General features: G+C 64.8%; 21 protein-coding genes and 1 pseudogene. 12 read left to right on the top strand and 10 right to left on the bottom strand.

Annotated features, from left to right (window positions below; translation table 11 throughout):
• Window positions 1-5: 5 nt before the first annotated feature.
• The 4 genes from glmM to RT614_RS05470 form a co-directional block, all read right to left on the bottom strand.
• Window positions 6-1,349 carry a phosphoglucosamine mutase gene (gene glmM, locus RT614_RS05455; protein ID WP_313620832.1) on the bottom strand — a complete coding sequence of 448 codons (1,344 nt, stop codon included), beginning with the start codon at window positions 1,347-1,349 and terminating at the stop codon, window positions 6-8.
• Window positions 1,346-2,191, bottom strand: a complete 846-nt coding sequence (gene folP / locus RT614_RS05460; protein ID WP_313620833.1) for a dihydropteroate synthase — start codon at window positions 2,189-2,191, stop codon at window positions 1,346-1,348. The genes glmM and folP overlap by 4 nt, the downstream gene beginning before the upstream one ends.
• An 18-nt stretch (window positions 2,192-2,209) precedes the next feature.
• On the bottom strand, window positions 2,210-4,096 hold the full coding sequence (gene ftsH / locus RT614_RS05465; RefSeq protein ID WP_313620835.1) for an ATP-dependent zinc metalloprotease FtsH: 1,887 nt from the start codon (window positions 4,094-4,096) through the stop codon (window positions 2,210-2,212).
• A 214-nt stretch (window positions 4,097-4,310) separates the two neighbouring features.
• Window positions 4,311-4,943, bottom strand: a complete 633-nt coding sequence (locus RT614_RS05470; RefSeq protein WP_313620837.1) for an RlmE family RNA methyltransferase — start codon at window positions 4,941-4,943, stop codon at window positions 4,311-4,313.
• 18 nt (window positions 4,944-4,961) lie between these two features.
• Between RT614_RS05470 and RT614_RS05475 the strand changes: the two genes are divergently transcribed.
• Window positions 4,962-5,564: a YhbY family RNA-binding protein gene (locus RT614_RS05475; RefSeq protein WP_313620839.1), complete on the top strand. Its 603-nt coding sequence runs from the start codon at window positions 4,962-4,964 to the stop codon at window positions 5,562-5,564.
• A gap of 130 nt (window positions 5,565-5,694) precedes the next feature.
• On the opposite strand, the gene greA is transcribed toward RT614_RS05475, so the two are convergent.
• Both greA and RT614_RS05485 read right to left on the bottom strand, forming a co-directional pair.
• Window positions 5,695-6,171, bottom strand: coding sequence for a transcription elongation factor GreA (gene greA / locus RT614_RS05480; RefSeq protein ID WP_008158056.1), 477 nt, complete (start codon window positions 6,169-6,171; stop codon window positions 5,695-5,697).
• A 331-nt stretch (window positions 6,172-6,502) separates the two neighbouring features.
• Window positions 6,503-7,813 (bottom strand): solute carrier family 23 protein, encoded by a 1,311-nt coding sequence (locus RT614_RS05485; RefSeq protein WP_313620840.1) that lies wholly within the window; start codon window positions 7,811-7,813, stop codon window positions 6,503-6,505.
• A 149-nt stretch (window positions 7,814-7,962) separates the two neighbouring features.
• On the opposite strand from RT614_RS05485, the gene RT614_RS05490 reads away from it, so the two are divergent.
• The 6 genes and pseudogenes from RT614_RS05490 (at window position 7,963) to RT614_RS05515 (ending at window position 14,306) form a co-directional block, all read left to right on the top strand.
• A complete protein-coding gene (locus RT614_RS05490) occupies window positions 7,963-8,382 on the top strand; it encodes a FlxA-like family protein (RefSeq protein WP_313620841.1) in 420 nt (139 codons plus the stop codon).
• 119 nt (window positions 8,383-8,501) lie between these two features.
• The gene (locus tag RT614_RS05495) at window positions 8,502-9,827 is read left to right on the top strand and encodes an extracellular solute-binding protein (RefSeq protein ID WP_313620843.1); all 1,326 of its coding nucleotides are present in this window, start codon (window positions 8,502-8,504) and stop codon (window positions 9,825-9,827) included.
• Between the two features lie 89 nt (window positions 9,828-9,916).
• Window positions 9,917-11,629: an iron ABC transporter permease gene (locus tag RT614_RS05500; RefSeq protein ID WP_313620845.1), complete on the top strand. Its 1,713-nt coding sequence runs from the start codon at window positions 9,917-9,919 to the stop codon at window positions 11,627-11,629.
• Window positions 11,626-12,711 carry an ABC transporter ATP-binding protein gene (locus tag RT614_RS05505; RefSeq protein WP_313620847.1) on the top strand — a complete coding sequence of 362 codons (1,086 nt, stop codon included), beginning with the start codon at window positions 11,626-11,628 and terminating at the stop codon, window positions 12,709-12,711. The genes RT614_RS05500 and RT614_RS05505 overlap by 4 nt, the downstream gene beginning before the upstream one ends.
• Before the next feature lie 15 nt (window positions 12,712-12,726).
• Window positions 12,727-13,635: pseudogene (locus tag RT614_RS05510) on the top strand (LysR family transcriptional regulator).
• 26 nt (window positions 13,636-13,661) lie between these two features.
• Window positions 13,662-14,306: a histidine phosphatase family protein gene (locus RT614_RS05515; RefSeq protein ID WP_313620849.1), complete on the top strand. Its 645-nt coding sequence runs from the start codon at window positions 13,662-13,664 to the stop codon at window positions 14,304-14,306.
• A 12-nt stretch (window positions 14,307-14,318) separates the two neighbouring features.
• On the opposite strand, the gene RT614_RS05520 is transcribed toward RT614_RS05515, so the two are convergent.
• The 3 genes from RT614_RS05520 to carA form a co-directional block, all read right to left on the bottom strand.
• Complete coding sequence (locus RT614_RS05520; RefSeq protein WP_313620850.1) at window positions 14,319-15,083, bottom strand: SDR family oxidoreductase; 765 nt, start codon at window positions 15,081-15,083, stop codon at window positions 14,319-14,321.
• A gap of 73 nt (window positions 15,084-15,156) precedes the next feature.
• Window positions 15,157-18,399 (bottom strand): carbamoyl-phosphate synthase large subunit, encoded by a 3,243-nt coding sequence (gene carB, locus RT614_RS05525; protein ID WP_313620851.1) that lies wholly within the window; start codon window positions 18,397-18,399, stop codon window positions 15,157-15,159.
• Between the two features lie 10 nt (window positions 18,400-18,409).
• Window positions 18,410-19,564 (bottom strand): glutamine-hydrolyzing carbamoyl-phosphate synthase small subunit, encoded by a 1,155-nt coding sequence (gene carA / locus RT614_RS05530; RefSeq protein WP_313620853.1) that lies wholly within the window; start codon window positions 19,562-19,564, stop codon window positions 18,410-18,412.
• A gap of 235 nt (window positions 19,565-19,799) precedes the next feature.
• Between carA and tal the strand changes: the two genes are divergently transcribed.
• The gene (gene tal, locus RT614_RS05535) at window positions 19,800-20,753 is read left to right on the top strand and encodes a transaldolase (RefSeq protein WP_313620855.1); all 954 of its coding nucleotides are present in this window, start codon (window positions 19,800-19,802) and stop codon (window positions 20,751-20,753) included.
• Window positions 20,754-20,820: 67 nt separating this feature from the next.
• Here tal and RT614_RS05540 read toward each other — a convergent pair whose 3' ends face one another.
• Complete coding sequence (locus RT614_RS05540) at window positions 20,821-21,348, bottom strand: carboxymuconolactone decarboxylase family protein (RefSeq protein WP_313620857.1); 528 nt, start codon at window positions 21,346-21,348, stop codon at window positions 20,821-20,823.
• Window positions 21,349-21,447: 99 nt separating this feature from the next.
• Here RT614_RS05540 and RT614_RS05545 point away from each other — a divergent pair, with 99 nt between their 5' ends.
• The 4 genes from RT614_RS05545 to RT614_RS05560 are packed head-to-tail and all read left to right on the top strand — an operon-like array spanning window position 21,448 to window position 25,260.
• Window positions 21,448-23,637, top strand: a complete 2,190-nt coding sequence (locus RT614_RS05545; RefSeq protein ID WP_313620858.1) for an ATP-binding protein — start codon at window positions 21,448-21,450, stop codon at window positions 23,635-23,637.
• A gap of 24 nt (window positions 23,638-23,661) precedes the next feature.
• Window positions 23,662-24,018: a response regulator gene (locus tag RT614_RS05550; RefSeq protein WP_313621559.1), complete on the top strand. Its 357-nt coding sequence runs from the start codon at window positions 23,662-23,664 to the stop codon at window positions 24,016-24,018.
• 11 nt (window positions 24,019-24,029) lie between these two features.
• The gene (locus RT614_RS05555; protein WP_313620859.1) at window positions 24,030-24,674 is read left to right on the top strand and encodes a hypothetical protein; all 645 of its coding nucleotides are present in this window, start codon (window positions 24,030-24,032) and stop codon (window positions 24,672-24,674) included.
• Between the two features lie 10 nt (window positions 24,675-24,684).
• Window positions 24,685-25,260: a biliverdin-producing heme oxygenase gene (locus RT614_RS05560; RefSeq protein WP_313620860.1), complete on the top strand. Its 576-nt coding sequence runs from the start codon at window positions 24,685-24,687 to the stop codon at window positions 25,258-25,260.
• The last annotated feature ends 20 nt before the right edge of the window (window positions 25,261-25,280 follow it).

Below are 25,280 nucleotides of genomic sequence, written 5' to 3' on the forward strand. Positions count from 1 at the left end.
AGGGTTTACCCCAGGCTTGCCGCAAGCTTTTCCGCAGAAGCGGTTGCCAGGGCTTCGTCCTCGGCCTCGACCATGAGCCGCAGCTTCGGTTCCGTGCCCGACGCACGGATAAGAATCCGGCCCCGTCCCTGCAGTTCGGCCTCGACCGCCTGGCGTGCCGACGTCAGTCCGGCGTGCGTCTTCCAGTCCAGGCCGGGCGTCAACGGCACGTTGATCATCGTCTGGGGATACATCCGCAGGTCGCGCACCCAATCGGCCATCGAGACCGAATTGCGGCGCAACGCGGTCAGGACCTGCAGCGCGGCGACGATGCCGTCACCGGTGGAATGGCAGTCCAGGCACAACAGGTGGCCGGAGCTTTCTCCGCCGTAGAGCCAGCCGCGCGACTGCATCTGCTCCAGAACGTAGCGGTCGCCCACGTTGGCACGATCAAAACCCACGCCCAGGCGGTTCATTTCGCGCTCGAAGCCGAAATTGGTCATCAGCGTGCCGACGACGCCCTCGACCTTGCCGCGCTGCATGCGCTCGCGCACGATGGCGTACATGAGTTCGTCGCCGTTGTAGATGCGGCCGTCGCCGTCCACCATCTGCAGACGGTCCGCGTCGCCATCCAGCGCAATGCCCAGATGCGCGCCGCGCGCTTTCACTTCCTTGGCCAGGAGCTCGGGGTGCAGTGCGCCCACGCCCTTGTTGATGTTGAAGCCATCCGGATGGACACCGATGGCGTGCACCTCGGCGCCCAGCTCGCGGAAGACATGCGGAGCGATGTTGTAGGCGGCGCCGTGCGCGGCGTCGATCACGATCGACATGCCATTCAGGTCGAGGTCGTTGGGGAAGGTGCTCTTGCAGAATTCGATGTAGCGGCCCTGGGCGTCGCCCATGCGGCGCGCGCGGCCCAACCCTTCCGAGCTGACGCAGCCCAGGGGCTCGTCCAGCGCGGCTTCGATGTCGGCCTCGATTTCATCGGGCAGCTTCATGCCCTGGGCCGAGAAGAACTTGATGCCGTTGTCCTGGTAAGGATTGTGCGAAGCGCTGATCACGATGCCGGCCACCAGGCGCAGGGCGCGAGTCAGGTAGGCGACGGCGGGCGTCGGAACGGGACCGGCCAGCAGGACGTCGATGCCGGCAGCCGACAGGCCCGCTTCCAGCGCGGATTCCAGCATGTAGCCGGAGATCCGGGTGTCCTTGCCGATCACGACCTGCGGACGGCTGCCGCCGCGCACGGCGTGCTCGCGCGCCAGCACCCGGCCGGCCGCGTAGCCCAGCCGCAGTGCGAACTCGGCGTTGATCACCGGGCCGCCGACTTCACCGCGCACGCCATCGGTACCGAAATATTTACGTCGAATCATGAACTGATTGCTCCTTGTTCAGCCGCCTGCCATACCTTAAGCGCATCGACCGTGGCGGCAACATCGTGCACGCGCACGATGGAAGCCCCACGCGCCACGCAGGCAAGGGCGGCGGCAATGCTGCCGGGCAGCCGGTCGCCCACGGGCCGGCCGGTAGCTTGGCCGATCATGGTTTTACGCGACAGGCCGATCAGCAATGGATAGCCGGTGCTGCGCAGGCTGGACAGCCGGCGCAGCAATTGAAAATTCTGGTCGCCCGTCTTGCCAAAGCCGAAGCCGGGGTCAAGCACGATGCGACGTGGATCGATCCAGGCGGCGCGCAGCTTTTGGGCGCGCGCCCCAAGGAAAAGGCCGATTTCACCGATCAGGTCGGTGTACTCGGGTGGCGTTGCCTGCATGGTGCGGGGCTCGCCTTTCATATGCATGACACACAGCCCGCAGCGCGACTGGGACACCGCCTCGATCGCGCCCGGCTGCCTGAAGCCATAGATATCGTTGATCATGTCCGCACCGGCGTCCAGCGTGGCGCGCATGACTTCCGGCTTGAACGTGTCGATGGACAAGGGCACGCCGCATTCGCGCAGCGCCTCGATCACGGGCAACAGCCGGGCCAGCTCGTCCTGGATGGAAACGGGATCGGCGCCAGGACGGGTGGATTCACCACCCAGATCCAGAATCTGAGCGCCCTCGTCGATCAATTGGCGCGCATGCGCCACGGCGGAATCGGTATCGTCGTGCTGGCCACCGTCGGAAAACGAGTCCGGCGTGACGTTGACGATGCCCATGACAAGCGGGCGCTCGAGATCAAACTCGAAGCGCCCGCAAAGAAAGTTATTTGCCATAAACCAGAACGAACGACCTCAGACCGCGGCTGCCGTGTTACCGCCTGCAGCCAGGCCGGTCGGCGGCGTGTCGGACGTGTCCGACGGGCCTTGCGGCGTCTTGGGAGGACGCGGGGGGCGGCCCTCCATGATGTCGTTGATCTGGTCTGCATCGATGGTTTCCCATTCGAGCAGCGCGGAGGTCATCACTTCGACCTTGTCGCGGTTGGTTTCCAGGATCTTGCGCGCAACACCGTATTGCTCGTCGATGATGCGGCGGATCTCGGTGTCCACCTTCTGCATGGTGGCTTCCGACATGTGCGTCGTCTTGGTGACGCTGCGGCCCAGGAAGACTTCGCCTTCGTTTTCGGCATAGACCATGGGGCCCAGTTCGTCGGTCATGCCATAGCGCGTGACGATGTCGCGGGCGATGGCGGTAGCGCGTTCGAAGTCGTTCGAGGCGCCCGTCGTCATCTGGTCCATGAAGAGTTCTTCGGCGATACGGCCGCCGAACAACACGGCGATGGTCGACAGCAGGCGGCCCTTGTCCATGCTGTAGCGGTCGGTTTCCGGCAGCTGCATCGTCACACCCAGCGCGCGGCCGCGCGGAATGATGGTGACTTTGTGGACCGGGTCGGTCTTGGGCAGCATGCGCGCAACGATCGCGTGGCCGGATTCGTGGTACGCGGTGTTCTTGCGTTCTTCTTCGGGCATCACGATGGAGCGGCGTTCCGCCCCCATGATGATCTTGTCCTTGGCCTTTTCGAAGTCGGACATGTCAACCGTACGGCCATTGCGGCGGGCGGCGAACAGCGCGGCTTCGTTGACCAGGTTGGCCAGATCGGCGCCGGAAAAGCCCGGGCAACCGCGAGCCAGGATGGTCGCGTCGACGTTGGGCGACAGCGGGACCTTGCGCATGTGGACCTTCAGGATCTGCTCGCGGCCACGGATATCGGGCAGCGGCACGACGACCTGGCGGTCGAAGCGACCCGGACGCAGCAGCGCGGGATCCAGCACGTCGGGACGGTTGGTTGCGGCGATGACGATCACGCCCTGGCCGGATTCGAAGCCGTCCATTTCGACCAGCATCTGGTTCAGCGTCTGTTCGCGTTCGTCGTTGCCGCCGCCCAGGCCTGCGCCGCGCTGGCGGCCAACCGCATCGATTTCGTCGATGAAGATGATGCAGGGAGCATGCTTCTTGGCGTTTTCGAACATGTCGCGGACACGGGCAGCGCCCACGCCGACGAACATTTCAACGAAATCCGAACCGGAAATGCTGAAGAACGGCACCTTGGCTTCGCCAGCGATGGCCTTGGCCAGCAGCGTCTTGCCGGTGCCGGGCGAACCTACCATCAGCACGCCGCGGGGAATGCGGCCACCCAGCTTCTGGAACTTGCTGGGGTCGCGCAGGAAGTCGACCAGTTCCTGGACGTCTTCCTTGGCTTCGTCGCAGCCGGCGACATCGGCAAAGGTGATCTGGTTGGTGTTTTCATCGAGCATCCGGGCGCGCGACTTGCCGAAGCTGAACGCGCCGCCCCTGCCCCCGCCCTGCATCTGGCGCATGAAGAACACCCAGACGCCGATCAGCAGCAGCATGGGGAACCACGACACGAAGATGCTCATCAGCAGCGACTGCTCTTCGCGCGGCTTGCCCGAAACCTGCACGCCGTACTTCAGCAGGTCGGACACCATCCAGAGGTCGCCGGGCGAGGTCAGCGTGTAAGCGCGACCTGCGTCAGGGGTGACGTACAGCACGTCGCCTTGGACGTCGACCTTGCGGATACGTCCCGCCTTGGCGTCGTCCATGAACTGCGTGTAAGTCACGCCGTCCTGGGTCTGGGCACGTCCGTCGAACTGTTTGAAGACGGTGAACAGCACCAGGGCTATCACCATCCAGACAGCGACTTTGGAAAATGAATTGTTCAAGGTCGATCTCCTGCTTTCGATTCCGACCGGCGACTGCGCACCCGCGTATGGCACAGTCACAAGTATGTCAATAGCCCATTCTACCCTGTCAAACCGCATTGCGTCCGGGCAGCCGTGGGGCCCATTTAATTACAATTGATTCTTGAGTTTTCTGGTCGTTGTCTCGGCGGGCCGGTGTTTTTTCTGGCCGGGGCGGCAAAGCCCCGGAAGTGGGTTACTTCAGATCGCGCGCCACCAGAAAGGTTTCAGAGGACTTATCCCTGGATGCCTTTGGTTTGCGTTCGACCACCCGCCGGAAGCGCTGCTTGAAAGATTCCACGATTTGCGAAAAGCCGCTACCGTGAAAAGCCTTGACGATCAGCGCTCCGTTGGGCTTTAGATGGGCGCAGGAAAATTCCATCGCCAGTTCGCAAACATGCTGGATGCGCGCGGAATCGGCAATACCCACGCCTGACAAGTTGGGGGCCATGTCCGAAATAACAAGGTCCACCGCGCGGGATCCGACCATGTCTTCCAATTGTTTCAAAACTTCATCGTCGCGGAAGTCGCCCTGGATGAATTCGACCCCCGCCACCGGCTCCATGGGAAGGAGGTCCAGGGCGATGATGCGGCCGTCCACGACGCCGCCCGGCCCGGCCAGCCGCTCGCGCGCCACCTGAGACCAACTTCCTGGGGCGGAACCGAGGTCGACGACCAGGTCGCCCCGGCGCATCAGCTTTTCGGTGTCCAGGATCTCGATCAGCTTGAACGCGGCGCGGGCGCGATAGCCCTTCTGTTGCGCCAGCTTCACATAGGGATCGTTGATGTGCTGGTGAATCCAGTCTTTGGAGAATTTATTCTTGGCCATTACCGTACAATTCCACGCATGCCTATATTAGAACTTACCTCTCGTGAGCGAAGCGACCTGCGGTCCGCCGCTCACCCTCTGCGCCCTGTCGTCCTGATTGGCGACAACGGCCTGACCGAAGCCGTGCTCAAGGAAATCGACCTGGCACTGACTTCGCATGGCCTCATCAAGGTGCGCGCCGGCGGCGACGACCGCGAAGCCCGCGATGCGATGCTTGCCACCATCTGCGACACGCTATCGTGCGCGCCCGTGCATCACTTGGGCAAGACCCTGATTCTCTTCCGCCCGCTGGCCGGCAACATCAAGCCCGCCGCACTGGCCGCCCAGGAACCGGAACGCCCCGCAAAGCGCCGCGCCTCCGAGCCCTACACGCCCAAGAAGCTGGCCGCGGAAGGCAAGTCGGTGTCCAAACGCCCGCGCCGCACCGAAACCGAAGAGCCCAAGCCCGCAAAGAAGCGCTTCGTGCCGCAGGACGAGCTCAACAAGAAGGGCAAGCCGATGCGTCCCACGAGCAACCGCTCTGCTTCGGGTGGCCACGGCATCCCGCGCCGCGCTGGCAGCGCGCTCAGCCTGCGCGCCGGAGCCCGCAGCGGCACGACCCGCAGGTCGCCCAAAAGGTAAGGCCAGGCACAAAAACGGGCGCTTTACGCGCCCGGTCCACCATAGCGATCCGCAATTTACCGCGGAATTCAGACGAACGATGCGTCCGGGCCAGGGTGGTTTGACTTTTTTACCGCTAGAGACGTTTGCGTCAGATGTAACGCACGCCCAGAACTTCGTATTCGCGAACGCCAGCCGGGGCCATGACCTCGACCACGTCGCCTTCGCTCTTGCCGATCAGCGCGCGAGCCACCGGGCTGGACACGGAAATCAGGTTCGACTTGATGTCGGCTTCGACGTCGCCGACGATTTGGTAGGTAACGCGATCGCCCGAATCCAGGTCTTCGATGTCGACGGTAGCGCCAAACACCGCGCGGCCTTCGGCCTCGAGAGAGGACGGGTCGATGATGTGGGCATTGGAAAGCGTGCCTTCAAGCTCGGCAATCCGGCCCTCGATAAAGCCCTGGCGCTCGCGAGCAGCATCGTATTCGGCATTTTCCGACAGATCACCCTGCGCGCGAGCCTCGGCGATTGCGTTAATCACGGCAGGACGTTCCACGGTTTTCAGCCGTTGGAGCTCTTCTTGCAAGCGCTCGGCCCCGCGCACGGTCAAAGGAATGGCAGACATGTCGTTTCCCAAACAAAAAGTAGAAAAACGCCCCGAAGGAGCGTTCTCGGTGAAGGTCGTGGACCAGGCGCGCTTGCCGATCAAGACTTGAAATAACAGGCGAGCGGCGCGGACGACCAAAACAAAACCCCGGCTCGGGTCGGAACCGGGGCAATCAAAGTCATATTGTGGTCAAAGTCCGCGGGAATTGCAAGCCGCCGGAGAAAACGGCCTTTTCGGCGCATTTCGCCGCTGTAACCCGCCAAAACCGGGCATTTCACAAACAAACGGCGTGATTTGGATCACGCCGCCTTGAAATTTATGACGCGTCCCAGGGTTTTCCTGGGGAGGTTCACTTCCTGCGCCGCAGAAGAGCGTACAGGATGATGGCGCCGAAGGTGGCTGTGCCGATGCCGCCCAGCGTGAAGTTGCCGAGCTTGACCGTGAAGTCGCCTGCGCCCAGCACCAGCGTGACCGCAGCCACGATGAGATTGCGGTTGTCGCTGAAGTCCACCTGGTTGACCACCCAGATGCGAGCGCCGGCGATGGCGATCAGGCCGAACACCACCACGGACATGCCGCCCAGGACGGGGCCCGGAATCGTCTGAATCAGCGCGCCGAATTTGGGCGAAAAGCCCAGCACGATGGCAATCAGGGCGGCGATCACGAAGACGAGCGTGGAGTAGATGCGGGTAACCGCCATCACGCCGATGTTCTCGGCGTAGGTCGTGACGCCCGTGCCGCCGACCGCGCCCGAGACCATCGTAGCGACGCCGTCGCCGACGAACGCCCGGCCGAGATAACGGTCCAGGTCTTGCCCCGTCATGGCGCTGACGGCTTTCACGTGACCAAGGTTTTCCGCGACCAGGATGATGGCGACGGGCACGATCAGGCCCATCGCTTCGGTCTTGAAGACCGGCGCCGAAAAATGCGGCAGGCCGAACCAGGCAGCCGACGCAACGGCGGTAAAGTCGATGGGCTTGCCCAGGCCCATGCCATTGGCGAGCACCGCGTAAATCACGCAGGCCAGGATCAGGCCGACCAGGATCAGCAGGCGCTGCACCATGCCCCGCGTATACACGGCGATCCCGCCCACGCACACGATCGTGATGATCGCCATGACGCTGTCGAAACCCGAGGCGCCCATGGCGCCCTTCGCGGCGATCGGCGCCAGGTTCAAGCCGATTACGGCGACCACCGCACCCGTCACGACGGGCGGCATGAGCGTGTCGATCCAGTTGGCGCCGCCCCCGGCGCGCGCGTTGACGATCCAGACGATCACGCCGATCAGCGTGTAGGCCAGGCCGCAAGCGATGATGGCGCCCAGCGCGACGCCGATGTTGGCGTTTGGCCCCGCGCCGGCATAGCCGGTGACCGCGATCACGCCGCCGATGAAGGCAAAGCTGGAGCCCAGGTAGCTGGGCACCCGTCCGCCCACGAACAGGAAGAAGATCAGCGTCCCGATGCCCGACATCAGGATGGCGACGTTGGGGTCGAAGCCCATGAGCAATGGCGCCAGGACGGTCGAACCGAACATCGCGACCACGTGCTGCGCGCCCATGGCGACGTTCTTCGGCCAGGACAGGCGTTCGTCGGGCGCGATGATGACGCCGGGCTCGGCGTCGTCCGCCAGGCGCCAGCGCGGAAAATAGGAATTGGACATGGATTCCCCGAGGAAACGGACAAGGGTTTCTGATTGCGAGCGGGCGCCAGTGTAAAGGGGGCCATCAAGAGGGAGCAATGTTTAAGTTTCGGGGCGCATCAGCCGTATTAGGGAAAAACCCGAAAATCCTTGAGGCACCCGGAGCAATCATGGCGATCAATTCAATCAGCGGCACCTCCCGTATCGGCAGCCTTGCCGACCTGTGGGCCGAGAAGATCCAAGCCAACAAGGAAGCAAAGAACGCTGCGGGCCAGGACGCCGTGTCCGTGACGGCGGAAGGCAAGGTCCGCGTCAATAATCCCGCCGGGATGAAAGTGGCCAACGCCCAGGCCACCGAAGAAACGGACAACGAGGACGAGTACACCCGTCAGATCAAGGAGTTGCAGAAGCAGCTCAAGCGCATCATGGACCAGATCGCGAAAGTCCAGGCCAGCGGCATGTCGGCCGAAATGAAGGCGCAACAGGTGATGGCGCTGAACGCCCAGGCCGTGCAGATCCAGGGGCAGATCGCGCAGATCCTGGCGCAGCAGGCCCGCGCGGCGCAAGGCGGCGTATCCGCCCAAGCCTGACGCCCCAGCGCCTTCGGCACGGCGCGCCGGTTGATGGCGCGCATCAAAATTTCTGATTGGACGCCCCGCAGGGCGCCCGGTACTGTCTCCAGACAAATCAAAAACTACGGAGACAAACCATGCACGCAATGCGCACTGCCCTTGCGGGGGCGCTGCTGGCCGTCTGCGCGGCGCCGGCCCTGGCCGGCACCGTCACGGTGATCACGTCGTTTCCCAAGGACCTGACCCAGGCCTACAAGACCGCGTTCGAGAAAGCCAACCCGGGCATCACGCTGGAAATCTTGAACAAGAACACCGTGTCGGGCATCGCCTTCGTGCGTGAAACGCCGGCTGGCCAGCGTCCCGAAGTGTTCTGGGCCAGCGCGCCCGACGCGTTCGAGGTGCTGGGCCGCGACAAGCTGCTGGCCAAGTCGGCCGACGTGGCGAACAAGGACGTGCCGGACAAGATCGGCAGCTATCCCATCAATGATCCGGGCGGCATGTACCTGGGGCAGGCGCTGGCGGGATACGGCATCATCTACAACACCCGCTACATCGCGGCGCACAAGATCCCGGCGCCCGTCGAATGGAAGGACCTGCTGTCGCCCAAGTGGTTCGGCCACGTGGGCATCACGTCGCCGTCGCGCTCCGGCACGATGCACCTGACGGTGGAAACCATCCTGCAGGGCGAAGGCTGGGACGACGGCTGGCGCACGCTGCTGCGCATGTCGGGCAACAGCAGCGCGGTCACCGAGCGATCGTTCGGCGTGCCGGACGGGGTGAACAACGGCCAGTTCGGCGCGGGTCCGGTGATCGACTTCTTCGGGCTGTCCAGCAAGTATTCGAAGTTCCCGGTCGAATTCGTCTACCCGTCTGAAACGGCGATCGTGCCGGCGAACATCGCGCTGATCGAAGGCGCCAAGAACACCGAGGAAGGCAAGAAGTTCATCGCCTTCACGCTGAGCCAGACGGGCCAGGAACTGCTGCTGGAGCCGAAGATCTCCCGCCTGCCCGTCCTGCCCTACTCCGCGCTGGCCGGCAAGATCCCGCCGGGCTATCCCGACCCGGCCGAGATCGCCAAGCGCAGCAAGGTCCATTTCGACGCGGACCTGTCGCAGTCGCGCTACTACGTCGTGCAATCCCTGTACGACCAGACCGTCACGTTCCGGCTGAAGGAACTGCAGGCGGCAACCAAGGCCATCTACGACGCCGAAGCCAAGCTTGGCGACAAGGCCAAGAGCGGACAGGCCGCGGAACTGCTGGAACAGGCCCGCAAGCTGGCATGGGGGCCGCTTGTCGACAGCAAGAAGGCGGCGGACCCTGCGTTCCTGGCCATATTCGCCGGCAACAAGAAGGACGCCGCCATCAACCAGCAGATCACGCAGCTGGAAGGCGAATGGAACGGCCGCGCTCGCGCCAACTATGAAGAAGCCGTAAAGCTGGCGCGGCAGGCCGCCGCCCTCTGATCGGCTGCACACGCTGACCGCGGCACACGGGCCTGATCCCGTGCGCCGCGGCCCGCCGCTGTTCCTTGGCAACGATTTCGGGAATCTCGATGAATCATTCGGGCCATTTTCGCCTGCCCGCCGGCCCCGTCGTGGCGGCGCTGCTGGTGCTGGGTTTTCTGCTGCTCTTCCTGTTGGTGCCGGTGGGCACGGTGTTCCACACTGCGTTCGTCAATGCCGACGGCAGCTTCACCACCGGCCATTTCGGGGCGTTCTTCAACCAGCCGCTGATGCGGGAAGCGTTCTTCAACAGCCTGTATGTGGCGGGCTGGTCCGCCCTGCTGGCGTCGCTGATCGCGGTGCCACTGGCTTACTTCACGGTGCGCTTCGATTTCCGCGGGGCGCTCCTGATCCAGACGCTGGGGGTGCTGCCGCTGATCATGCCGCCCTTTGTAGGCGCGGTCGCCATGCAGCTGATCTTCGGCCGCTCGGGCAGCGTCAACCTGCTGCTCAACGACTGGTTCGGCTTCACGATCCCCTTCATGGAAGGCCTGAACGGCGTCATCTTCGTGGAGGCCATCCACTACTTCCCGTTCATCCTGTTGAACCTGGTCGTGGCCTTGCGCAACATCGACGGAGCCATGGAGGAAGCCGCCTTCAACATGGGCTCGCGCGGGTTCCGGCTGTTCCGCCGCGTGATCTTTCCGCTTGCGCTGCCCGGCTATGTCGCCGGCGCTTCGCTGGTGTTCGTGAAGGTCTTCGACGACCTGGGCACGCCGCTGGTGCTGGGCACGACCAACATGCTGGCCCCGCAAGCGTACCTGCGCATCACGCAGGTAGGGCTGGAGGATCCGCTGGGATACGTGATCAGCGTGATCATGGTCGGATTCTCGATCCTGGCGCTGTGGCTTTCCGCGCGCGTGCTGAAGGGGCGCGACTATTCCACCCTGCAAAAGGGCGGCAACTCCATCCAGAAGCGCAAGCTGCGGCCGATTGAAAACGCGCTGGCCTACGGATGGATCATCCTCGTGCTGCTGCTGGTGCTGTCTCCGCATATCGGCGTGCTGCTGCTGTCGCTGGCAACCGTATGGAGCTACGCCCCGCTGCCTGACGGATACACGCTGGCGCACTACGCCGCCGTGTTTTCGGAATCGCAGGGCATGATCGCGAACACCCTGCTCTACTGCGGCCTGGCCGCTGGGATAGACGTGATCCTGGGCACCGCGATCGCCTACCTGATGCTGCGAACCCGGCTGCCGGCGCGGCAATGGCTGGACTTCCTGGCGTCCGCCGCACTGGCGATACCGGGCATCGTGCTGGCCATCGGCCTGCTGCGGACCTTCCGTGGCGTGGAATTGCCGGGCACCGGCACGCTGCTGACCTCTTCGTGGATCATCATCATGCTTGCGTATTCCGTGCGCCGGCTGCCTTATGCGCTGCGTTCGTGCGTCGCGGCGCTGCAGCAGATCCACGTATCGCTCGAGGAAGCGGCGCAATCGCTGGGCGCGACGCGCATGCGGACCATACGCCGCGTGGTGGTCCCGCTGATGGCGGGCGGCATGCTGGCCGGCTTCGTGACCAGCTTCGTCACGGCCGCCGTGGAACTGTCCGCCACCATCATGCTGGTCACGAAAGACAGCCAGGCGCCCATGAGCTATGGCATCTATCTGTATATGCAAAGCGCGGCTGGCCGCGGGCCGGGCGCGGCGCTCGGCGTGCTGGCGGTGGTTGCCGTGGGCATTGGCACGTACGTATCGCACCTGCTGGTGGAGCGCGCATCGAAGCGCCAGCAGCCGGCTCGCAATGAAGGGGAATCCGCATGAAGAAAGTCAGCGTCGAATGCCGCAACATCCAGCTTTCCTACGGCAAGACCGAGGTGCTCAAGGACGTCAGCATCAGCGTCGAACCCGGCGAGTTCTTTGCGCTGCTTGGGCCCTCGGGGTCGGGCAAGTCCACGCTACTGCGCCTGATCGCCGGGTTCAATCGGCACAACGCGGGCCAACTGCTGGTGGACGGCAAGGACATCAGCGGCACGCCGCCCTGGAACCGCAACATCGGCATGGTGTTCCAGAACTACGCGCTGTGGCCGCACATGACAGTATGGGACAACGTGGCCTTCGGGCTGGTCGAGCGCAAGCTGCCCCGCGCCGAGATCCGGACCAAGGTGGAGGCGGCCCTGGACCTGGTAGGACTGTCGCAGTACGCCAAGCGGCGCCCCAACCAGCTGTCGGGTGGCCAGCAGCAGCGCGTGGCGCTGGCCCGCACCATCGTCATCGAGCCCCAGGTTCTGCTTCTGGACGAACCGCTGTCCAACCTGGACAAGAAGTTGCGTGTGCAGATGCGCCAGGACTTGTTGAGCCTGCAGCGCCGCCTGGGCATCACGACGATTTTCGTCACGCACGACCAGGAGGAAGCAATGACCACCGCCGACCGGATGGCGGTGCTGGATCACGGCGTGGTGCAGCAGATCGGCGCGCCCAGCACGTTGTTCGACTACCCGGTGAACCGCTTCGTGGCCAACTTCGTGGGCACGATGAACGTACTGGAAGGCAACGTGCGGGAACGCACCAGCAGCAGTGTGACGCTGGCCGTGGATGGCGTCGGCGACCTGCAATTGCCGCTGTCCGGCGAGGCGCCCGCGGGATCCCGACTGGCGGCCAGCTTCCGCCCGCACACGGTGCAGATCGAAATGGCCGACGGCCTGGGCGACGCCCGCTACGTCTGGCTGCCCGGGGTCGTGGAAAGCAGTGAATTTCTGGGCGAATTCACGCGCTACCAGGTGCTGGTGGGCGAACAGCGGCTGACGGCGGACCAGTCGCACCTGGCCGGGCTGTCGCCGTTTCCGGCCGGCGCGCCGGTGTCGGTGGGACTGGAACCGACGCAGGTGCGGTTGCTGGCGGCCTGACCTACACTCGCGGCCATGGAAATCTACCAGATCCGCGCTTTCGTCACGGTCGCCCGGCTGGGCAACCTGACGAAGGCGGCCGAAGCCTTGTCGCTGACGCAGCCCGCCGTGACGGCGCAGATCAAGGCGCTGGAACAGAGCCTGGGCGTGGCGCTGTTCGACCGCAGCGGCGGACGCCTTGCGCTGGCGAAGGCAGGTGAAGTGCTGCTGCCCACGGCGGAGTCGCTGCTGGTGCTGGGCGCGCAGTTCAAGTCCGAGGCCCAGCAGCTTCAGGGCAGTTTGCACGGTGTCGTGGAATTGGGCGTTCCCAGCGAAAAGCCCGAATTCCTGAGACTGGGGGAACTGGCTTCCGCCGTCACGCAACGCCTGCCGCTGGTCGAGCTGAAGACGCAGACACAACCGGCCGCCATGCTGGCCGAACAGGTCAGCACGGGCCGCCTGCCGGCCGCGCTGACGATCGCCGCCAACGCGCCGCGCGGCGTGCTGTGGCTGCCCTTGCGCAGCGTGCGCTACCGCATTGCCATGCCCGGCGAGCACGCGACGGTGCTCAAGCGCGGCGGCTGGCGCGAGGTGGCGCAGCTGCCATGGCTGGACGGTCCCTCGGGCAGCCATACGCATCTTTTGCTGCGCGACATGTTTGAACGCCACGGCCTGTCGCCACGTATCGTGATGCAGAACGACGATCAGGCCAATATGGATGCGCTGGTGCGGGCGGGCGCCGGTTGTGCGCTGCTACGCGAGTAAACCGCGCTGGCGGGCGCCGCTTCCAATGACTTCATCGTGTGGGGCCAGGCGAGGGTCGACGCGATGCTGGGCTTCATCCTGCCCTACGAACGCGCTAGCGAGCCGGCGCTGGTCGCGTTAAGCTCGATCATTCAAGCCATCTGGAAACCGCGCGCGCCCATCGCGTCCGCCCAGGCATAAGGCTCAATCCCCGCATCAAGACTGTAATGACTGAAATCTGGTTCATCCGCCACGGCGAAACCGACTGGAACCGCCAGCGGCGCCTGCAAGGCTGGCAAGACATTCCCCTGAACGAATTCGGCGTCAATCAGGCCAGCCTGCTGGCCGCCCGCATGCGCGAGGAAGCGCGCCAGACGCCCATCCACGCCATCTACAGCAGCGACCTGCAGCGCGCGCATGCCACCGCCCTGCCCGTGTCCGAGCAACTGGGACTGCGCGTGCGCGTGGAACCGGGCATTCGCGAACGCGGCTTCGGCGTGCTTGAAGGCCTGGATCACGAACGCATCGATGTGCAGGCGCCCGAGGCCGCGGCCGCCTGGAAAAGCCGCGATCCTTTGCGCCCGCTGGACGGCGGCGAGACCCTGGGCCAGTTCCAGTCTCGCGTCATCTCCACCGTTGACGACATCGCCAGCCGCCATGAAGGCGAGCGCATCCTGATGTTCACCCACGGCGGGGTGCTCGACATCATCTGGCGCCATGCGTCCGGCGTGCCGCTGAACGCCCCGCGCGATGCGGCGCTGCTGAACGTGAGCATCAACCGCGTCGGCGTGCAGGGCCGCAAGTGGCAGGTGCTGGATTGGGGCGACGTGGGCCACGTCGCCGCTGAAGTGGGCGACGACGTGGTGCCTTGATCGCGCAGGCGATCAGGCCGTCTTGCGCGGCTTTCGGGGCGCGTTGCGCGCCAGCCTGTCATAGACCGCGTTGGGCAGCAGCCGCATCAGCTTGGCCACCACGCCCATCTGCCACGGAATCACCGTATAGCTCGTGCCGCGGCCGATGGCCGCATGCGCGCGCTTGGCGAACGCGTCCGCTTCCATCAGGAAGGGCATGGAATAAGGGTTGTGGGCGGTCATGGCTGTCTTGATGTAGCCCGGCGCAATCGTCACGACTCCGATGCCCTGCGCGGCGAGCTCGAGCCGGAGGCTCTCGCAATAGGTGACCACCGCGGACTTGGAGGCGCTGTAGGCGCCAGCGCCGGGCAGGCCACGCACGCCGGCCACGCTGGCGATGCCGACGAGCCGCCCCGAACCCGCCGCGCGCATCGGCTCGATGAAGGGCTCGAAGGTGGACACGGTCGCCAGCAGGTTGGTGTCGACGATGGCCTTGAAAATGTCGAAGTCTTCGCCGTGGTCCGTCAACGTCCCCGCGCTGATGCCGGCGCTGGCGATGACGACGTCCACGCGCCCCTGGCAGAACGCAATGAAGTCGTGCGCCGCCGCATGCAGGGCCTGGCGGTCGCGTACGTCGACCGCGTAGCAACGGTGGGATCCCGGCAGGCTGGCGGCAAGTTCGCGCAGCGCATCCTCGCGGCGGCCCAGCAGGCCCAGCGTGGCGCCCGCGGCCGCGTATTGCTGCGCCAGGGCGCGTCCCAGGCCGCTGCTGGCGCCGGTTATGAAGACTCTGTCCATGATTGCCCGAAGCGGTGATGGCGTTGCAAAGAATTAGGGCACGCTCTCGCGTGCCCTAATGTCGACTACCGGATTATCCCTGCTGCAGGGACGCGTGAAGCTCTTGCAGCGGGTACACCTGCAGGCCGAGGCCCTGGCGCAGGTACTGCATGCCCTCGACCGCGGCGCGAGCGCCGGCGATGGTCGTGAAGAACGTCACGCGGTTGGCCAGCGCCTGCGTGCGGATGGTGCGCGAGTCCACGATGGCGTTGCGACGCTCTTCGACGGTGTTGATGACCAGCGAGATCTCGCCGTTCTTCACCATGTCGACAATGTGCGGACGGCCTTCGGTGACCTTGTTGACCAGTTGCACCGGGATGCCGGCGGCTTCGATCTCAGCCGCAGTGCCACGGGTGGCGACCAGCTTGAAGCCCAGGGCGTGCAGGCCGCGGGCCACTTCGACGGCGCGGGGCTTGTCCTGGTTCTTGACGCTGATGAACACCGTGCCGGATTCCGGCAGGCGCACGCTGGCGGCAAGCTGCGACTTCACGAAGGCTTCGCCGAAGCTCATGCCCACGCCCATCACTTCGCCGGTCGACTTCATTTCCGGTCCCAGGATGGTGTCCACGCCGGGGAACTTGACGAAGGGGAAGACGGCTTCCTTGACCGAGAAATACGGCGGCACGACTTCCTTGGTGACGCCCTGGGCGGCCAGGGTCTGGCCGGCCATGGCGCGCGCGGCGATCTTGGCAAGCTGCAGGCCGGTGGCCTTGGACACGTAGGGCACCGTGCGCGATGCGCGCGGGTTCACTTCCAGCACGTAGACGTCGCCGCCCTGGATGGCGAACTGCACGTTCATCAGGCCGCTGACGTTCAGGGCCTTGGCCATCATCGTGGTCTGGCGCTTGATCTCGGCGATGACGTCCGCCGACAGCGAGTACGGCGGCAGGCTGCACGCCGAGTCGCCCGAGTGCACGCCGGCCTGCTCGATGTGTTCCATGACGCCGCCGATGAAGACGGTTTCGCCGTCGGCCAGGCAGTCGACGTCCACTTCGGTGGCGTTGTTCAGGAAGCGGTCCAGCAGCACGGGCGAGTCATTGCTGACCTTCACGGCCTCGCGCATGTAGCGTTCGAGGTCTTGTTGCTCGTGCACGATTTCCATGGCGCGGCCGCCCAGCACGTAGCTGGGACGCACGACCAGGGGATAGCCGATTTCGGTGGCGTGGGCCAGGGCCTCGCCTTCGGTGCGCGCCGTGCGGTTGGGCGGTTGGCGCAGGCCGAGCTTGTTGAGCAGCTTCTGGAAGCGCTCGCGGTCTTCGGCGACGTCGATGGATTCGGGGCTGGTGCCGATGATGGGCACGCCGTTGGCTTCCAGGGCACGCGCCAGCTTCAGCGGCGTCTGGCCGCCGTACTGGACGATCATGCCGACCGGGTTTTCCTTGTGGACGATTTCCAGCACGTCTTCGAGCGTCAGGGGCTCGAAGTACAGGCGGTCGGAAGTGTCGTAGTCGGTGGACACGGTTTCCGGGTTGCAGTTGACCATGATGGTCTCGTACCCGTCATCGCGCAGCGCCAGCGCCGCATGCACGCAGCAGTAGTCGAACTCGATGCCCTGGCCGATACGGTTCGGACCACCGCCCAGCACCACGATCTTCTTGCGATCGGTGGGCGCGGCTTCGCACTCTTCCTCGTACGTGGAGTACATGTAGGCGGTGCGGGTGGCGAATTCGGCGGCGCAGGTGTCGACGCGCTTGTAGACCGGGCGCACGTTCAACTGATGGCGCAGCTTGCGGACTTCGGATTCCGACGAGTCCAGCAGGAAGGCCAGGCGACGGTCGGAGAAACCGCGGCGCTTGAGTTCCCACAGCGTGGCGTAATCGAGGTCGGCCAGGGTCTTCTGTTCAAGCGCCAACTCGATGTCGACGATTTCCTTGATCTGCGACAGGAACCAGGGGTCGATGTGCGTGATGTTGTGCACTTCGTCCAGCGAGAAGCCCTGCGCGAAGGCGTCGCCCACGTACCAGATGCGTTCCGGACCGGGCTCGCCCAGTTCGACCTGCAGCTTTTCGCGGTCGGTGGTTTTCTGGTTCAGGCCGTCGACGCCGACCTCCAGACCACGCAGCGCCTTCTGGAAGGATTCCTGGAAGGTGCGGCCGATGGCCATGACTTCACCCACGGACTTCATCTGGGTGGTCAGGCGCGCGTCGGCGGTGGGGAATTTTTCGAAGGCGAAACGCGGCACCTTGGTGACGACGTAGTCGATCGACGGTTCGAACGAGGCGGGCGTGGCGCCGCCGGTGATTTCGTTCTTGAGCTCGTCCAGCGTGTAGCCCACGGCCAGGCGCGCGGCGACCTTGGCGATGGGGAAGCCGGTGGCCTTGGACGCCAGCGCCGACGAACGCGACACGCGCGGGTTCATCTCGATGACGATCATGCGGCCGTTCTTGGGATTGACGGCGAACTGCACGTTCGAGCCGCCCGTATCCACGCCGATCTCGCGCAACACCGCGATCGATGCGTTACGCATGATCTGGTATTCCTTGTCGGTCAGCGTTTGCGCCGGCGCCACGGTGATGGAATCGCCGGTGTGCACGCCCATCGGGTCCAGGTTTTCGATGGAGCAGACGATGATGCAGTTGTCCGCCTTGTCGCGGACCACTTCCATTTCGAATTCCTTCCAGCCGAGCAGCGATTCTTCGATCAGGAGTTCGCTGGTGGGCGAAGCTTCCAGGCCGCGGCGGCAGATGGTTTCGAATTCTTCGGCGTTGTAGGCGATGCCGCCGCCCGAACCGCCCATGGTGAAGCTGGGGCGGATCACGGCGGGGAAGCCCGAGGTGCCGACTTCGGCCGCGATGCGGCGCTGCACTTCCCAGGCTTCGTCCATGCTGTGGGCGACGCCCGACTTGGCCGATTCCAGGCCGATGTCGGTCATGGCCTGCTTGAACTTCTGGCGGTCTTCGGCCTTTTCGATGGCGTGCTCGTTGGCGCCGATGAGTTCGACGTTGTGCTTCTTCAGCACGCCGTGATGGGCCAGGTCCAGCGCGCAGTTCAGCGCGGTCTGGCCGCCCATGGTGGGCAGCAGCGCATCGGGCTTTTCACGCTCGATGATCTTTTCGACGGCTTGCCAGGTGATGGGCTCGATGTAGGTGACGTCGGCCGTTTCCGGGTCCGTCATGATCGTGGCCGGGTTGCTGTTCACCAGGATGGTGCGATAGCCCTCGGCCTTGAGCGCCTTGCACGCCTGTGCGCCGGAATAGTCGAATTCGCAGGCCTGCCCGATGATGATGGGGCCGGCGCCGATGATGAGTATGCTTTTAAGGTCTGTACGCTTGGGCATGATGCAATCTTTACTTTTGGCCGGACATCAGGCTGATGAACTTGTCGAACAGTTCGAGGATGTCGTGCGGACCCGGGCTGGCTTCAGGGTGGCCCTGGAAGCAGAAGGCCGGGCGGTCGGTGAGCTCGAAGCCTTGCAGCGTGCCGTCGAACAGCGAGACGTGCGTCACGCGCGTGTTGGCAGGCAGGCTGGCCGCGTCGACCTCGAAACCGTGGTTCTGGCTGGTGATGAACACGCGCTTGGACTGCAGGTCCTGCACGGGATGGTTGGCGCCGTGGTGGCCCGTTTTCATCTTGACGGTCTTGCCGCCAACGGCCAGGCCCAGGATCTGGTGACCCAAGCAGATGCCGAACACGGGCAGCTTCTTGTCCAGGAAGGCGCGCGTGGCTTCGATGGCGTAGTCGCAGGGCTCGGGGTCTCCGGGGCCGTTGGACAGGAACACGCCATCGGGATTGAGCTTGAAGACGTCTTCGGCGGTGGTCTGGGCCGGCACCAGCGTGATGCGGCAGCCGCGGTCGGCCAGCAGGCGCAGGATGTTGCTCTTCACGCCGTAGTCGTACGCGACCACGTGGAACTTGGACTGCTCGGGCGACGAGTAGCCTTCTCCGAGTTGCCAGGTGCCTTCGTTCCAGCCGGTGCTTTCCTTGATGGATACCACCTTGGCCAGATCCTGGCCGGCCATGCCGGGAAAGCCGCGGGCCAGTTCAACGGCGCGCTCGGCGTCGGTGCCCACGAAGATGCATGCGCCCTGCGCTCCCTTTTCGCGCAGGATGCGCGTGAGCTTGCGGGTGTCGATGCCGGAAATGGCGACGATGCCTTGTTCGGACAGGTATTCGGGCAAGGACTGCGTGGAACGGAAGTTCGACACGCGGGCGGGACAGTCGCGGACCACCAGGCCGGCGGCATAGACGCGATTGGCTTCGACGTCTTCGACGTTGACGCCAGTGTTGCCAATGTGCGGATAGGTCAGCGTGACGATCTGACCGTTATAGCTGGGATCGGTGAGAATTTCCTGGTACCCGGTCATCGCGGTGTTGAACACCACTTCGGCAACGGTATGGCCAGGCGCACCGATCGACACGCCTCGAAAAATGGTACCGTCCGCCAGAGCCAGAATTGCAGGAGGGAAGCGGTTGATCCCCTCGGGAAAGAGTTGCGGCAGCACAGTAAACCCCGGTTTTAGAATCGATAATCAAACCTTCGGATTATACCTTGACCGGAGGTTTTTCCCGGCGAACCGCGCCAAATAAGGCCGGAATCGGTGTTACCGGCTGTTTTTCCGCGCCGTTGCAGGGATTGTGCGATTTGCCCCTAGCCCTTGCGGGGGACGGCGGCCCGACGGCGTCGGTGATACGCTAGCAGCACCTTCAACCCTAGCCCGCTGCGAGCCGTATACGTCCATGTCCAGCCAACTTGACGCCCTGCGTGACCACACCACCGTCGTCGCCGACACCGGCGACTTCGAAGCAATGAAGGCGTTGCGTCCCACCGACGCCACCACGAACCCATCCCTTATTCTTAAGGCCGTCCAGCAGGACGCCTATCGTCCCCTTCTGGAAAAGACCGCCCGCGAGCATCGCGGCGCTTCCACCGCCGAACTCATGGACCGGCTGCTGGTCGCCTTCGGCCGCGCCATTCTGGATATCGTTCCGGGTCGCGTGTCGACCGAAGTCGATGCCCGCCTGTCCTTCGACACCCGCGCCACCATCGAACGCGCCCGGGGCCTGATTGCCCTGTACGAATCCGCCGGCATCCCGCGCGAGCGCGTGCTGATCAAGATCGCCTCCACCTGGGAAGGCATCCAGGCCGCGCGCGCCCTGCAATCCGAAGGCATCCGCTGCAACCTGACCCTGCTGTTTTCGCTGCCTCAAGCCGTGGCCTGCGCGGATGCGCACGTGCAGCTGATTTCGCCCTTCGTCGGGCGCATCTACGACTGGTACAAGAAATCGGGTGGCGCCGCCTGGGTCGAGGCCAACAACGCAGGCTCGCAGGATCCGGGCGTGCAGTCCGTCACCAATATCTATCGGTACTACAAGCACTTTGACATCCCCACCGAGATCATGGGGGCGAGCTTCCGCAACGTGGGGCAGATCCTGGCCCTGTCCGGCTGCGATCTGCTGACGATCAGCCCGGACCTGCTGAACAAGCTGGCCTCCACCGAGGGCGACGCCCCGGCGCAGTTGCGCGCTGGCGATGCCTCGGGCGACGTCGTCCGCATCGGCGCCGACGAAGTCACTTTCCGTACGCTGTTGAACGACGACGCCATGGCCAGCGAGAAGCTGTCGGAAGGCATCCGTCTGTTCGTGGCCGACGCCATCAAGCTGGACGGCCTGATCGACGCCCAGCGCGGCTGATGCGGTGGGGCGCCGACCGCGGTCGGCGCCCAAGCTGGCGGGCGCGGCGATCACCCGCGCGCACCCGCTAGCGGTGATCGTGGGAATGCACCTGCAGCGCTTCCAGGAAGCGCGACACCATGTTGTACGCGGCCACGGTCGCCGTCAGTTCGACGACCAGCTTTTCCGAGCCCATCGCAGTCCTGGCCGCCTGGAAAACCGCGTCCGGGACCTGCACCTGGCGGGTCATGGCGTCGGTGTAGGCCAGCACCGCCCTCTCGCGCTCACTGAACAGATCTGAATCCTCCCAGCGGTCCAGGGCGTCAAGCTGCGCCTGCGACACGCCCTCTTTCAGGGCGATCGGCGCGTGCTGGTCGGCCTCGTAGGGCGCGCCGTTGATGGCGGCGACGCGCATGATGACCAGTTCTCGGAGGTCGCCCGGCAACGTGCTGAGCTGCCGGATCGATGTCAGGTAGTTGAGCCAGCCGCTGGCCACGGCGGGGCTGTGCAGCAGCATCTGGTACAGGTGCAGCACGCTGCCGCGCTCGGCAACGATGCGGTCCACCAAGGGCCGTGCTTCGGGATGAGTCAGATCAGCGTAGGGCAAGCGGGCCATGCGAACTCCTGAAAGGTGAAGGGGCAGCAAATGCACACATTCTCACAATATCTTTGACATAATGTCAGCACACTTGCGCTTCTACGGCACCTCAAACGAATGAATGCGCCTCCCCAATCCTACCCTCCATTCACGCTCGCAAACTGCGACAGTGAACCGATCCATATCCCTAGCGCCATCCAGCCGCTGGGGGCATTGCTCGCGTTCGACCAAGAGGGAATCCTGCGCTACGCCAGCGAAAACGCGGCGCAGACCCTGGGGGCGAGCCTGGTGCTTGATCAACCCTGCGCGCCGGGAATACTGCCGCCCGGCCTTGCGCAGTGCCTTTCCAACTGGCTGGGCCACGCTGACCCTGTTTTTGACCCGCTGACCCTCTCGCTGAACGGCGAGATCCACGACGTCATAGGTCACCGCAACGCCGACGGGCTCACCGTCGTCGAACTGGAGCGCCGCGCCGACAGCCCGGACGTCTATTCGCCCGACCGAATCTATCGCAGCATCGAACGCGTGCGCCGCCAGCGCGACATCCAGGGTCTGCTGGACAACATGGTGCGCGAAGTCCAGCGAGCCACCGGGTTTGACCGGGTGATGGCCTACCGTTTCCACCCGGACGACAGCGGCGAAATCGTGGCCGAACAGCGCCGCGACGACCTGGACGATTGGGTCGGCCGCCGCTACCCCGCGGGCGACATTCCCGCGCAGGCCCGCCGGCTGTATACCGTGAACACCTTGCGCCAGATCGCCGACGCCACGTACCAGCCTGTCCGCGTGCTGGCTGCCCCGTCGCCGGATCCGCGCGCCCTGGACATGAGCTTCTGCGTGCTGCGCAGCGTGTCGCCCATCCATTTGGAATACATGGCCAACATGGGCGTGCGCGCGTCGATGAGCCTGTCGCTGGTGATCGGCGGACGGCTGTGGGGCATGATTGCCTGCCATCACCACACGCCCCGGACCGTCCCCTACCCCGTCCGCCTGGCATGCGAGGCAATGGCGCAGGTGGTGTCCGCCTCGCTGGCCAACATCGAAACCAGCGCTCGCGCCGAGCAAGCCCGCCAGAGCGCAGCGCTGGTCAGCCTGCTGGCCGACCGCGCGTCGGCCTCGGAAAACGTGCACCAGGCCCTTTCCCGCGGCGAAGAAACGCCCGCGGCGCTGGTTCCCAATGACGCCGCACTTTGCCTGTGGGGCAACAGTGTGACCGTGTTCGGCGGCATTGCGCCGCGCGGCGAACTGGCCGGCATTCTTTGCGCGCTGGACCAAAGCGGCCAGCGCCTGGTGCACACCACCAACATCGCTCGCGACTATCCCGGCCTGCAAACCGATCTGGTTCCCTACGCCGGTTTGCTGGCGTGCAAGTTCGACCCCATGAACAACGGCTGGCTGATCTGGCTGCGCAAAGAGCAGATCGAAACCGTCGTCTGGGGCGGGAAACCGGAAAAGCAGTACGCCGTCGGAAGCCTGGGCGCACGCCTGACGCCGCGCGGCTCTTTCGAGGCCTGGCGCGAGGTCGTGCGAGGCATCTGCTCGCCGTGGCTGCCAGCCGAACTGGAGGCGGCCGACAACCTGCGTGACGAGCTGTCGCACATCGCCACCAGCCGCGCCGCCGACGTGGACCGCGCGCGCACCGCGCTGCTGGCCATGCTGGGACACGATCTGCGCGACCCCCTGCAATCCATCTCGATGGCCGCCACACTCCTGTCCAGAACCGACACGGGCGCGCGCATGGGCGAGCGCATCCGCTATTCCAGCGGCCGGATGCAGCGCCTGATTTCCCAGGTGTTGGACCTGTCGCGCCTGCAGGGCGGGCTGGGCCTGGGCATCGAAAAGCGCCTGTGCGACCTGTCGGCGATGGTGAACAGCCTGATCGAGGAAAAGCGGCAGGCGTATCCAGGCCTGCGCATCGAACCGGACGTGCCCGACGGCCTGACCCTGATGGCGGACACCGACCGCATCGCGCAGGTGGTCACCAACCTGATGAGCAATGCGCGTCAACACGGTGCGCCGCGGCAACCCATCCTGGTGAAGGCCGGGCTGTCGGGCGACGTGATCACCCTGAGCGTGACAAACCACGGCGATCCCATCGCCGAGGACCTGCTCGCCCACCTGTTTTCGCCCTTCAAGCCGGAGTCGGTGGGCCAGTCCCGCAACCGCAACGGCCTGGGGCTGGGCCTGTACATCGCCGAAAAGGTCGTGCGCGACCACGACGGCAGTATCGCGGTCGAATGCCGGGACGGGCTGGTCATCTTCACGGTAACGCTGCCGTGCGCCATGCCCAAAACAGAACCTTCATAACCTGGGAGATAGAACTTGAACGAAGTGCGCGCCATGCGGGTCCTGCTGGTGGACGACAACGAAATGGGATCGGAACTGCTGGCCGAGTTCCTGGCGCTTTCCAACCTCGAGACGCGGTGCGCCGCCACCGCAGCCGAAGCGCTGGAACTGGCAAAGACCTTTTCGCCGGATGCCGTGCTGCTGGACATCCTGCTGCCCGACATGGACGGCTACGAACTGGCCAGCCGCCTGCGCGAATTGCCCGGCAAGCCCCGCATCTACGCCTTGAGCGGACTGGCGCGCCACGAACGCCGCGACAGCTCCGACAGCCTGTTCACCGGATGGATTGAAAAGCCCGCCGACCCCGATGCGCTGCTGGCGCTTCTGCGTCGCGCCGAATAACGGTTTCCCTCATGATGCAAACCGATACCCTGGAGCTCCTGGCTGTCAAAGGCGTGCAGCTCAAGGTGCTAAGCCAGATCTTTCCCGTACTGCGCCACGAAGTCCTCGGTCCCCTCTCCAGCGCATCGCTTGCCACGGCCATGCTGCGGCATGCGCCCGAAGGCGCCAGCGACGACGCCCTTCAGCAACGCTGCGAACGGCTGGCCGGCGACCTTGCCGGCATGCTGGAAGAAAGCGTCGGGGTCGTGCGCGAATTGGACGGATGGCTGAACGACAGTGGCGACATGGCGCCGGGCGGCGATCTGCTGCAGGAATGCCGCAAGCTGATGTTTTCCCACCTGCTGCTTTCCCGGCACGGCATCCAATGGCCTGTCGACGTGGCGCACGTCGAACTGTCCAGATTCACCGCCCGCTACCTGGTGGTGGCCTGGCTGCTGTGCCTGCTGCCCATGCTGCCTTCGGAAGGCCAACTGGAATTGCAGATGTCGGAACCTGGCGTCTGGCGCGCGCGCCTGCCCGATGGCGCCCCGGCCGCCTCGACGCAACGACCGGCCTTCGAACCGCAGGAGGTCGAGCTTCTTGCCACGGCCGCCGGCTGGCGCCTGGAACGACAGGATCGCTGCTGGTCGCTGCACCTGCCGACCAACACTCCATAAGGGAACGCGCATGATCTCCCCGGTCCACCAAGTCCTGCGCGAAGGCACGCGCGAACGTCACGAAACGCTGGACCAGGGACTGGCGCTGGCCGGCGATCACGTCGACCGCGACGTCTATCTGACCTATTTGAAAGCGTTGCTGGGCTGGCTGGAACCGATGGAACAACGGCTCTGGCAACTGGACTGGCCGGACGACCTGCGGGCGACCGAGCGCGCCGGCAAAAGCGCCTGGCTGCACGAAGACCTGGCGGCGGCCGGCGATGCCGAGCCGATCACGCGCTGCGTGCAGCTTCCGCTGCCGCACGCGCCCGACGCGTATGCGCTGGGCATTGCCTACGTGGTGGAAGGTTCGCAGTTGGGTGGCCGATTCCTGGCCAAGCGCCTTCAAGAGGTGGCCCCCGACCTGCCGCAGCGCTACTTGCGTGGCTATGGCGAGCAGGTGGGACCGTTGTGGAAGTCGTTTTTGCTGCACCTGGACAGCGAAGCCGGTGCGCTGGGCCGAGAGGCGCATGCCCTGCAAGGCGCCCGCGACGCCTTCGACAGCCTGACCGCCTGGTTGCGCGGCCAGCGCGCGCTGCGGACCTGAGGCCCGCGGCGCGGCTGCAA

Origin of the sequence: Achromobacter sp., assembly GCF_032102605.1 — a bacterium.
Lineage (GTDB): Bacteria > Pseudomonadota > Gammaproteobacteria > Burkholderiales > Burkholderiaceae_B > Achromobacter.